The organism is Phormidesmis sp. 146-20 (assembly GCF_052939475.1).
The window spans coordinates 21174-32683 of sequence record NZ_JBJPHT010000063.1 but is presented as its reverse complement, the minus strand read 5'-3'; the positions used below and the strand labels follow the sequence as shown (position 1 = coordinate 32683).

Sequence of the window (11510 nt, the reverse complement as noted above, 5' to 3'; positions counted from 1 at the left end):
ATCAGAGCGGTTGTTTGAGATTGTCGATCATCTTAATCATGGAATTGAGCTTGTCCCTGATCAAACCAAACGTAATGAGATTGCTCGATTGAATTTAATCGCAGGTCAGAAAGCGAAGGCAGCAACGGCTTATGAAGCAGCTTTTCAGTATTTTACGACAGGGCTTAAACTCCTCGATACAAAGAGTTGGCAGAGTGAGTATGACCTTACCTTAGCGCTGTATTCAGAAGCAGCAGAAGCGGCGTATCTCCAAGGTCGCTTTGATGAGATGGAACAGTTGGTAGAAGTGGTACTCGCTCGTGCCAAAACAGTGGTTGACAAAGTGCAGGCTTACGATAGCAGAATTCAAGGATATTTGTCACAGGGCAACCTGAAAGAAGCACTAAAAACTGGATTGGAAGCGTTAAAGCTCTTGGGAATAGATTTAATAGAAAATCCAAGTCAGGCAGATATTCAAAGGGAATTGGAGTCAACGGCTGCACTACTTGCTGAACGAGAAATCGAAGACTTGATTAATTTACCAGAGATGACTGCACCAGAACCGCTGGCAGCAATGTCAATCCTAGCGAGTATCGGGGCTGCTGCATTTTTAACGTTACCAGCACTGGTGATACTGATTACTTTCAAAACGGTAAATTTATCAATCAACTACGGCAATGCTATCTGGTCATCACTGTTTTATGCTGGCTACGGGTTTGTTCTATGTGGAGTTGTTCAAGACATTAAACTCGGTTATGAGTTCGGCAAATTGGCTCTCAGTTTGGCAGAAAGATTGAATACCAGAGGAAATGCTAGAACCTTAATGTTTTCAAATGTCAATATCATACCCTGGAAGATGCATCTTAAAGACACAATACCCATGCTGGCTGATGCCTACCAAAATGGAGTGGAAACTGGAGACTTTGAAACTGCTGGTTATGCTGCATATTACGTGTGCTATAACTCATTTTTTGCTGGAGAGGAACTTACCCAACTGGAACAAAAAACAGCAGTTTACAGCAAGTTGATTAACCAAATTAGACGAGAAAGTCCCTCGAATTGGCTGGCAATATTGCGGCAGACTATTTTTAATTTGCAAGATAGGCCTGAGAATTCCAGCCACTTAGTTAGTAGGCTACAGAATGAAGAACAGGCGTTATCACACGCTATTGCAGTTGAAGATGGAACTGCAATCCAGATACTCTATTTGCACAAAGTCATGTTGTGTTATCTATTTGAAGAACACCATCAAGCTGAACAAACTGCTATTTTGGCAAGGCAACATTTTGAAGAGGCGACAGCAATATCGGTTCTACCTATATTCTGTTTCTATCATTCGCTGGCGCTTTTGAGCCTATCGCCTGATGCTTCAAACTCTGAAAAAGCAGCTTGGCTAAACTGTGTTAACACCAACCAAGAAAAGATGCAAAAATGGGCAGAACATGCCCCGATGAATTATCTACATAAATTTCATCTAGTCGAGGCAGAAAAAGCGCGAGTCTTAGGGCAATTTCTTGAGGCTGAAGAGCTTTATGAACAAGCGATCGCAGGTGCTGCTGAAAATGAATATGTCCAGGAAGAAGCATTAGCTTATGAATTAGCAGCTAAACATTATCTGGCGCGAGGTCGAGAAAAGATTGCTCAGACCTACATGAAAGAAGCTCACTACTGCTATGAACGATGGGGAGCGATGGCAAAAGTCAAAGATTTAGAAACTCGCTACCCGCAGTTCTTTCCTCAATCATCGGATGTGACTTACACACCAATCCATGCAACTTCTGGAACTACTTCTACTCGTTTAGACAGCGCGTTCGATTTAGCGACGGTACTGAAAGCATCACAGGCAATTTCGAGTGAAATTGAACTCGATCGGTTGCTTCGTTCCTTGATGCAAATCTTAATCGAGAATGCTGGCGCACAAACTGGAAGTCTGATTTTAGAAACCTCAGGAGAATGGACAATTGAGGCTGCTTGTGAACTCAATGATAGTGAGAATGTGTGTACGACGCAAGTGTTGGAATCGATGCCAATGGCGAATCGTTTACCCGAATCGATTATTCAGTATGTAATTCGGACTCATGAACCTGTGATCTTAAATGATGCGACTCATGAAGGTAATTTCATCCATGAGCCATACATTCAGCACAACCAACCGCGATCGCTGCTCTGTTTGCCGTTGCTGAATCAAAGTAAGCTTGTGGGTGTGTTGTATCTGGAAAATAAATCAGCAACTGGGGCTTTTACACCAGAGCGATCGCAAGTCTTAAACTTGCTATCCACTCAAGCAGCGATCGCGATCGAAAATGCCAAACTCTACGCACAGCTACACGCCAGCAATAATAAATTGACGCAATTTTTTGAAGCGGTGCCAGTGGGGATTGGAGTGATCGATGCAACAGGTCGCCCTTGCTACTCCAATCGAAGGTCAGTTCAGCTATTGGGTAAAGGGATTGATCCTGCTGTGACACCGGATCAATTTGCAGAAGTTTATCAAATTTATTTAGCGGGAACAGAACAACCTTATCCCGCTGAGAAAATGCCAGTTGTTCGGGCATTGAGTGGCGATCGCACGATGATTAATGATATGGAAATTCGTCGAAACAATGTAGCGACTCCAGTAGAGGTATGGGGAACACCCATTTTTGATGAACAGGGTGATGTGGCTTATGCGATCGCCACCTTTCAAGACATTACCGAGCGCAAACAAGCAGAGAAACTGTTAGCCGATTATAACCGCACTTTAGAACAACAGGTTGCAGAACGGACAGTAGCGTTGCAGGCAAGTGAAACTAAGTTTCGCAATATCTTTGAAAACTCCCAGGTCGGCATCTTCCGAAGCCGCCTCTCGGATGGATTAATTCTCAATGCCAATCAACGCTTTGCCCATCTGTTTGGCTTTGATTCACCAGAGGAGATGATTGGGCTGGAACACTCCATTGACTATTTTGTAAATCCCAGCGATCGCCAACAAGCCGTTGAGGTGATGAAGCGGGATGGGGAACTGCGAAGCTTTGAAGTACAGATGCGAAAACGAGATGGGACATTGTTCTGGGGACTTTCCTCTTCTTATTTGAATGCAGCCGATGGATACGTCGAAGGGGTGATTGCAGACATTAGCGATCGCAAACAAGCAGAAGTTGCGCTGCAAGCCTCTGAAGCAGAACTACGGGCGCTCTTTTCAGCCATTCCCGATCCGCTGTGCATCTTCACTGCTGAAGGGCAAGTGATCAGCGTAACCGAAGGGAATCCATCATACAGAGAGTTGTATAAAGAGGAACTTGTTGGCAAAACACTGCATCAACTCTTTGCTAAAGAACAAGCTGATGAATTACTGGGTTACATTCAGCAGGTGCTGAGAACCCAACAAGTCCTCACCGTTGAATACAGCCAGTGGCTATCTGGACGAGAAATCTGGTTTTCGGCTCGTATTGCCCCGATTCAGCACGAGCAGGTGATTTGGCTGGCGCGAAATATTATGCTGCAAAAGCAAGCAGAAGCAGCCTCGATTATCGAAGAACGCAACCGGATGGCACGCGAAATTCACGATACACTCGCCCAAGCGTTTACAGGTATTCTCGCTCAAGTAGGCGCGGCAAAACAGGTGCTAACGGATGATTTAGAGGTAACTGGGGCACACCTAGACTTGATCAAAGAATTGGCACGAACTGGACTGGTTGAAGCGCGGCGATCGGTCGTTGCGCTCCGTCCTCAGCTTTTGGAGGAAGGCAGTTTACAGAGCGCTCTCCATCGTCTCGTCGCTCAAATCAGAGCTGCCGCAATGGATACCACCTTGTATTACGAAATTGAGGGTACAGTGTATGCTCTACCGACTGAAATCGAGAATAACCTACTGCGGATCGGACAGGAAGCATTAACGAATGCGATTAGACACGCCCATGCTGACGAAATTCGAGTCGAGCTAATCTACGATCGCGATCGGGTTTGCTTGCGTGTGAAAGACAATGGACAGGGCTTTGGAGTGGGGAGTATTCCAGCCTCTGAGGGTTTTGGCTTACTTGGCATGAGCGAACGGGCAGAGCGCATCGGCGCACAACTCACGATTCGGAGCCAACCTGGACAAGGAACAGAGATGATTGTCACCGTCGATCGGGAGTAGCACGATGAGCCAAGCCACGACCATTCGAGTTCTGATTGCAGACGATCATGCTATTTTTCGGCAAGGATTAGCCACGATTATTAACCGTGACCCAGTGATGCAGGTGATTGCACAAGCTGAAAATGGAGAACAAGCGATCGCGCTATTTGAAGAACACAAACCGGATGTTACGCTCATGGATCTGCGAATGCCTGAAGTGGAAGGAGTTGCTGCCATCAGTGCAATTTGTGCGACTGCTAAATCTGCTCGAATTATTGTCCTGACCACGTATGATAGTGACGAAGATATCTATCGGGGATTGCAGGCAGGCGCAAAAGGATATCTGTTGAAAGAAACTGAACCGGACGAGTTGCTGAATGCGATTCGCACCGTTCATCGGGGTCAGAAGTATATTCCGCCCGATGTGGGCGCAAAGTTGGTACAGCGCCTCAGCAATCCAGAACTGAGTGAAAGAGAACTAGCAGTACTTCGCTCACTGGCACAGGGGATGAGCAATGCCGAGATTGCGGCGGCTTTGAGTATCGGTGAAGGCACGGTTAAATCTCATGTCAATCGGATTCTGAATAAGTTAGATGTGAGCGATCGCACTCAAGCTGTGATTGTTGCCGTTAAACGCGGCATTGTCAGTTTGTAGAACCCATTTGATATCTTTGCTGATGATTCGGCAGAGCCGACGCTACGCGAACGCAGATCGCTAGTTAGAGACTGTTACAATTACATTCCAGCAAAAGAAGTTCAATCTTAATTTTGTCTAACGGCTGAATTGAGCGGCAAGCGATATCCCCCAACTCAACACCAAAAATAACAAAATATTGTCCGCTCCAATGATTTGTTATGCCCCGATCGCAGGTACAGATCGCCTAAATTACTACTGACGTTATTTAGCCAATTGTGGGAAATAGTTTGGTTCTGACAAACTGATCGAACGTTGTGGGTGTGATTGCCTCTGGCGTTCGAGCAGTGGCATAAACTCCATCAGGATCGCCGAGGGCGCGGAACAGATGCCCTAACTCTGTTTGAACATCAGGTGTTGCGCCGAAGGATGCTAGTTGCTGCTGAATCGATTCAATTGTCACGCTGATATATTCGATGACCTTTGGTCTGCCTTCGGCAATCGGTCGAGCTAGCACTTTTGAAAGAATAGCCGCTGTTTCCAATGGAGTTAAGTTTTCGGCTCCCATCAGATTACGAGTCCACTGACCCGCCCATCGATCGTCAAGTAGATATTTTGCCGCCTCATCACCGATATCATCAGTACTAATCCAAGGAATATCGTGGTCGCTGGGAAATGGAAAACTAACGGTACGATCTCGCCGAATCGAATCGACTTGAGTGAAAAAATTCTCCATAAAATAGCCAGGACGCAGATGCAATATATTAGCTCCGGTTTGGTTGAAAATCGCTTCAACATCACCTGTAAAGGAGACTGTACCCAAATTTGGTTTTGCACCTGCGCCAATGCTTGAAATGTTAATGACTCGCTTGATGCCATTTTCGCGGACTGCGCTAGCTCCAGCCATTGCTGTCTGAGTATACCAATCGGACAAGCTAAACACATCCAGTTTCGGTGGAGTCAGCCAAAACAACGCATCCACATTTTTGGTTGCAGCGACTAAGCCTTGGGCATCATCACTGCTGATTGACTTGACTATTGCTCCTTGAGCAACAAGATCGGCGAGCTGTTCTGGACGTCTCGATAGCATTATCGTCTCGGCTCCAGCCCGAACAATTTTCTCGGCAGTGCGTCGCCCGATATTCCCGGACGCGGCTGCGATCGCAATTTTCATGATTTTCCTCTATATTTAGTCAGCACGATCGAGATTGACGCGGATGTTAAGTGTTACCCCATGATTCAAGAATGGGGGTAGGGTTCCAATATTCACAATAGTGGACGATCTTGCCATCCTGGGTTTCCATTCGCATCACATAATCTTGCTGATAATCTCGACCTGTAGTGGCGATCTCAGCCGATCCATGTACCTCAGCCCAGAGTAGATTTGGGTTTGTGGTTGGATATTTGCGAACATTCGTAAATGTCAAATTTTGCATTTGGGCGACCGACTCGGCAATCCGGTTATAGATGGCAGATTTGCCCTCAAATCGTGTTGAGACACCGAGGGCAGAGGCATAGGGAAATTCGACGATCGCCTCTTCAGCTAGTAAATCTGCCCAGGCTGGGACATTGGTGCCGATTAATGCCAGATGAGCATCGAAAATCTCTGCGATCGTTTGACGATCTAAATTCTGTGGTTGCTGCATTAAATCCTCCAGATCTATTTACCTCAAGTATATCCATGGCGATCGATCGACTTCTTGCAGATTTTGACTGATTTTTAGCAGATTCTACCGATTTTAGAAAGCTGTTTGGGTGTCATCCCCGTCAGGCGTTTGCAGTGCTGGTTGAGATGACTTTGGCTAGAAAATCCTACCTGAAAGGCAATACTGGCGATCGGCAGATCTGTAGTCGTCAGTAGCAGTTTTGCCCGCTCCACCCGCTGTTTAATGACATATTGATGTAGCGAAATACCTGTCGCTTGTTTGAACAAGCTAGCAAAATGAGAGGGGCTGATATTAATGCTGGTGGCAATTTGCACAAGTGTCAAATCGAGATCGAGATGAGCATGAATATAGTCAATCGCGCTCTGTAATCGAGTGTGCGTGAGGCTTGGTTTTGCAGATGTAATTGTCTGAGAGCTAGAACAATGTCGCAGTAGCTCAATGATTAATACTTGAGTCAATGATTCGACATATAACTCGCCCATGATGCCGCCAGACTCTAGCTCCGCCAAGAGCATCACCGCGATCTGGTGCAGATGCAGAGCGGATTTAGAGCAACTATGTGTCAAATCGAGCCGACTGAAATCTAGCGCAGATGCTTCAACAATTTTCGTGACTAATTCCGGTTGTAAGTAGATCCGAAGAATTGACTGTGGGGTATTATTTGTCCGCGATCGCCAGTAACTTGGTTGTCCCGCTGGAACAAAAATCAGATCGCCTTTATGAAAGATTGATTCATGTAGGCGATTGTCGCGCTTCTGAGTCAGATGCATTGGTTGTCCCAAGGGGAAATTGAGCCAGTGCGCTGACAGGGCGGGAAGGCTAGCTTCACAGTAGGAAGTTGGCAGAATTTGATACTGTTCGACTAAAATGCCATTCCATCCCATCTGCTGACTGGATAATATCAGCGATTTATTCGCCTGTCGATCAATTCCCAGTGGACTGAGCATATTGCTGGTCACAGTCTTTATTTGTGATTAGTTATTGTTTTATTTGAGGAAGTTCAAACTATTATAAACTCATACCAAAAAATGATTCACGCAAGAGGTCTATTAGCGATCGAATCGCTTATATGAGCCTGTAATCCATCTTCTCCATCAAAAGTATGGGAAATTGCAAAGTTCTGGGGGATCGAGACGCATCACAAACCAGCCTAATGTAAATGGTTAAGCAGTATAACTCTCATTTAGACTGACAGCAACAGTCTAATACCCCCATTTTGGGGAGTTAGATGTACATTTGTCCGCCTAATACTGGAAAAATGGGTGATTATATGGACATTTGTCCGCTTAACACCCCTTATTTAGGTGTTTAGACTGAATTAATTCAGTCTAAGCACCAGCCCTTTCAAGGTGTACTGCCAAAGATCTTTATAATTGCCTGAAATCATTACCCAACATGGCTTTCAATCATACTTGCTTATCCTCGCAGGTAGGTCAAGCGTAGTGAAATCGATGGAAATCGAGGGGAGATCGCTCAATTTGAGGGCATTTTACATATTCTTGTCCGCAGTTTTCATCAATTTCTATCAGAATGCCTCCAAATGGTAGATGGTAATTTCTCCTGCTCAAAAGGTTAAAATCTTCATTTACCAGAGGTTTCATAGATTATTAAAAGTAGCTCAATTGACCTTGAAAGGGCTGGTCTAAACACCCTAGAGATTAGTCGTTCGCGTAGCGTTCTGTAGGAAATCGGATTTGACACTATTTGTAACAAGCGTTAATCCAGACTAGATACAGAGGTAGACAATCGCCTACAAATATCTCAAATGGGTTCTATAGAGTGTACTTTCGATCGACTTCGGATTCTAACTTAAGTTATAGCCAACCTTCTCCTCCGCGATGGAATGGTTACTCTATCAATTTGTACTGCAAAAATTTCAACTTGCTATAGACGACAGCTTCAAGGCGATCGCCTATATTAAATTTATGCAAGTAGAGATGCAGCGATCTGTAGTCAACTTAGAACAGAGCCTAGACTCTCTTCCCATTTTCCACAATATTTTCCTCATCTGGAGGCTTCTTATGGTAGTTTCTGCTCAAGGTACTTCCGTTGACATTATTTGGCCCAGTTTGCCGCTTGCCGCCTGGCAGGATACCTACGCAACTCTCCATCTGTGGACACAAATCATTGGCAAAATTCGATTGGCACTAGCGCCTAAACTCAATCACTGGTGGCAGTCTACCTTTTATGTAACACCGCGTGGACTAACAACCGCTTCAATCCCTTACGAAACTCGCAGCTTTCAAATCAGTTTTGATTTTATCGAACATCAATTACAAATCGATACCAGTGATGGCATGACTCAGCAAATCCCACTGGTGCCTCGCTCCGTTGCCGATTTTTATCAGACTGTCATGGCCGCACTGAGTGAAATGGGCATCGAAGTCCGAATCTGGACGATGCCGCAGGAAATAGCAGAACCGCTCCCATTCGCCCAAGACGACCGACACGCCGCTTACGCTCGGGACTATGCACAACGATTTTGGCGAATTCTCGTGCAAGTCGATCGGGTCATGAACCTGTTCCGTTCCCGGTTTATTGGTAAATCCAGTCCTGTGCATTTCTTCTGGGGAAGTTTCGATCTCGCTGTGACTCGGTTTTCTGGTCGTCGTGCGCCAGAGCATCCAGGGGGAGTACCCAATATGGCAGATTGGGTCACACGGGAAGCCTACTCGCACGAAGTCAGTAGCTGTGGCTTTTGGCCAGGGGGTGGGTCAGTTGTAGACCCTGTTTTTTATGCGTATGCTTACCCTGCGCCGGAGGGGTTTCAGGATTACTCGATCGCACCCAAGGAAGCGTTTTACAGCTCAGAGATGCAAGAGTTTGTCCTGCCTTATGAAGCCGTTAGGCAGGCTAGCGACCCAGATGCGATGATTCTTGCTTTTTTTCAAAGCACCTATGGAGCAGCGGCAATTTTAGGACATTGGGATCGAGATGCACTGGAGCATACCTCACGTCTACAGGGGTAGCCAATGCTTGAATTTCTGAAGCAGGAATTTACGTTGATTGGCTACGGATTGTTGCGGTCGCGCAGCGTGTTTGTAGCACGTATCGCCTTTTCCAACCAGTCTAAATAAGTCTGTTCCCGTTGCTTCACTAAGTCCAAAACCAGTCGATGCAGTTCTTGTTCACGCGATGCAGTCGGATTACCCAAAGATAGAGCCTCGATCGCCTCACACTGGGCTAGCTTTTCTTGCCGTGCTTCCCGTTCCTGCTCTAGCAGATACGCGATCGCCTCGTTAGGCAACTGAGCCGCAAAATAGAGTTGCACCAGCAGCGGCTCTCGCAACACGGGCAACGGATGATGCGTCTGAAGCCAGTGGGTTAACTCTGCTTCACCTGCTTCGGTAATCCGGTAAACCTTGCGGTTGGGGCGATCGTGCTGGATCTCAACAGTACAGGTAATCCACGCCTGTGACTCCAGTTTGTCTAAAGTCCGATAAATCTGTGCCTGATCTGCTGGCCACAGATGGGAAATGCAATCGTCAAAACACTTGGTTTTGAGGTTGTAGCCTGTCCGCTCCTGTTGTTGGAGCAGACCCAGAATCACATGGGCAAGAGACATAGGCGGTTTACCGAACGAATAGGGAGGACAAACCCAACCCATAGAATTTATATCCTTCTATGCTCATATATGACTAATCATATATGAGACAAGTTTTATAAACTGTTTGCCTGGAGGCAACTGTATGACAACTCAAACTCAAACACTCCGAACCGTTGCTGGAATCATTAATAGTGTAGAAACGCTTGAAGGAGGGGGCTTCCTGGTGCGTCGTCCCTTTCCCAAGAGTAGCTTTTCCGAGTTTGACCCCTTTCTCCTCCTCGATGAATTGGGTCCCGTGAATCAGAAGCCCGGTCAAGCAAAGGGCGCACCGGATCATCCCCATCGTGGTTTTGAAATCGTCAGCTACGTCCTGGATGGACGGCTGGAACACAAGGACTCGGTCGGTCATGCTGGACTGCTCAATCCCGGTGATGCCCAGTGGATGACCGCTGGGGCAGGCGTAGTGCATTCCGAAATGCCAGAAGCTGAGTTTACTCGCACGGGTGGGCGACTGCACGGCATTCAACTGTGGGTTAACTTGCCGCAGCGGGACAAGATGATTGCTCCTCGCTATCAGGAAATTCCATCAGCACAGATTCCGGTGGCTCAGACCAAAGACGGGACTGTGACAGTGCGCGTGATTGCGGGAGCAGCGTTGGGGGCGAAAGCGGTGATTGAAACCCGCACCCCGATTATCTACCTGCACTTCACGCTCCAACCGGGAGCAAGCATTGTTCAATCGGTACCGAAAGAGTACAACGCCTTTGCCTATATTCTCGATGGGTCTGGTTTGTTTGGCACTGAGCAGGAACGGGGTGAGGATGGGCAAATGGTGATGTTTGCACCGGATGGTGAGGAAGTGGCGATCGCCAATCCTGCGGATGCCACCCAACCCCTTGATCTACTGCTGATTGCTGGAGTGCCGCTAAATGAACCTGTGGTGCGCTATGGGCCTTTTGTGATGAACACTGAAGCCGAAATACAGCAAGCGATCGACGATTACCGAAATGGAAGGATGGGACACATTCATGCTTAACATGCTTCAACACTGCATTACCCAACATCAACGGCTGACCGATATACGCATCAAGTTATTGCATTTGCATAAACTGTTGTTGGATACAGAGCGTATTCGTTACGAACAGGTGCGCGGACAGGTCTCTAACGGTGAATTGCTGCAACTGGTGATCAATCACGATCAATTTGCCTGGTTGCATCACCTCTCAGAATTGATTGTGCAAATTGATGAGTTAATCCACTCTGATGAGCCTATCACCTCCGAGGCAGTTCCTTTGGAGTTGCGCGAAGCGCTAATCGCTGCTCTCATTGCTGATGTTCAGATTCTACTCACACCTGATGAAGCTGGAAATGACTTTGCTGTGAGGTATAATGCGGCGCTTCAACGCAACCCCGATGTGGTGTTAGCTCATGCTGATTTGGTCACACTGCTAGCGACTAAAAGCAACTAAAGTTCAACTATAAATTGAGCAGTTCGTCCAGATTCAATTGAGTCTGGATGAACTGCTTTTATGCATTGTATTTACCGAATCGTAAGCATTCGCGGCATGTTCAGGTATTTATTGGTTT

The 11510-nt window shown here is 46.6% G+C and carries 9 protein-coding genes; 5 read left to right on the top strand and 4 right to left on the bottom strand.

Annotated elements, in window-relative coordinates:
• Together ACKFKH_RS29750 and ACKFKH_RS29745 are read left to right on the top strand one after the other, a co-directional pair.
• A partial coding sequence (locus tag ACKFKH_RS29750) for a PAS domain S-box protein (protein ID WP_446861990.1) occupies positions 1–4096 on the top strand: 4096 nt, incomplete at its 5' end.
• A 4-nt stretch (positions 4097–4100) separates the two neighbouring features.
• Complete coding sequence (locus ACKFKH_RS29745) at positions 4101–4730, top strand: response regulator (RefSeq protein WP_446861989.1); 630 nt, start codon at positions 4101–4103, stop codon at positions 4728–4730.
• Between the two features lie 247 nt (positions 4731–4977).
• Here the strand turns inward: ACKFKH_RS29745 and ACKFKH_RS29740 are convergent, their stop codons facing one another.
• The 3 genes from ACKFKH_RS29740 to ACKFKH_RS29730 form a co-directional block, all read right to left on the bottom strand.
• Positions 4978–5883: an NmrA family NAD(P)-binding protein gene (locus tag ACKFKH_RS29740; protein ID WP_446861988.1), complete on the bottom strand. Its 906-nt coding sequence runs from the start codon at positions 5881–5883 to the stop codon at positions 4978–4980.
• A gap of 46 nt (positions 5884–5929) precedes the next feature.
• Positions 5930–6355, bottom strand: a complete 426-nt coding sequence (locus ACKFKH_RS29735) for a nuclear transport factor 2 family protein (protein ID WP_446861987.1) — start codon at positions 6353–6355, stop codon at positions 5930–5932.
• 74 nt (positions 6356–6429) lie between these two features.
• A complete protein-coding gene (locus ACKFKH_RS29730; protein WP_446861986.1) occupies positions 6430–7335 on the bottom strand; it encodes a helix-turn-helix domain-containing protein in 906 nt (301 codons plus the stop codon).
• Between the two features lie 1062 nt (positions 7336–8397).
• On the opposite strand from ACKFKH_RS29730, the gene ACKFKH_RS29725 reads away from it, so the two are divergent.
• The gene (locus ACKFKH_RS29725) at positions 8398–9345 is read left to right on the top strand and encodes a DUF5996 family protein (protein ID WP_446861985.1); all 948 of its coding nucleotides are present in this window, start codon (positions 8398–8400) and stop codon (positions 9343–9345) included.
• A gap of 41 nt (positions 9346–9386) precedes the next feature.
• Here the strand turns inward: ACKFKH_RS29725 and ACKFKH_RS29720 are convergent, their stop codons facing one another.
• Positions 9387–9941, bottom strand: coding sequence for a PadR family transcriptional regulator (locus ACKFKH_RS29720; protein ID WP_446861984.1), 555 nt, complete (start codon positions 9939–9941; stop codon positions 9387–9389).
• Positions 9942–10065: 124 nt separating this feature from the next.
• On the opposite strand from ACKFKH_RS29720, the gene ACKFKH_RS29715 reads away from it, so the two are divergent.
• On the top strand, positions 10066–10959 hold the full coding sequence (locus ACKFKH_RS29715; RefSeq protein ID WP_446861983.1) for a pirin family protein: 894 nt from the start codon (positions 10066–10068) through the stop codon (positions 10957–10959).
• Positions 10952–11392, top strand: a complete 441-nt coding sequence (locus ACKFKH_RS29710) for a hypothetical protein (protein ID WP_446861982.1) — start codon at positions 10952–10954, stop codon at positions 11390–11392. Before ACKFKH_RS29715 ends, ACKFKH_RS29710 begins: the two co-directional genes overlap by 8 nt.
• Positions 11393–11510 lie beyond the last annotated feature (118 nt).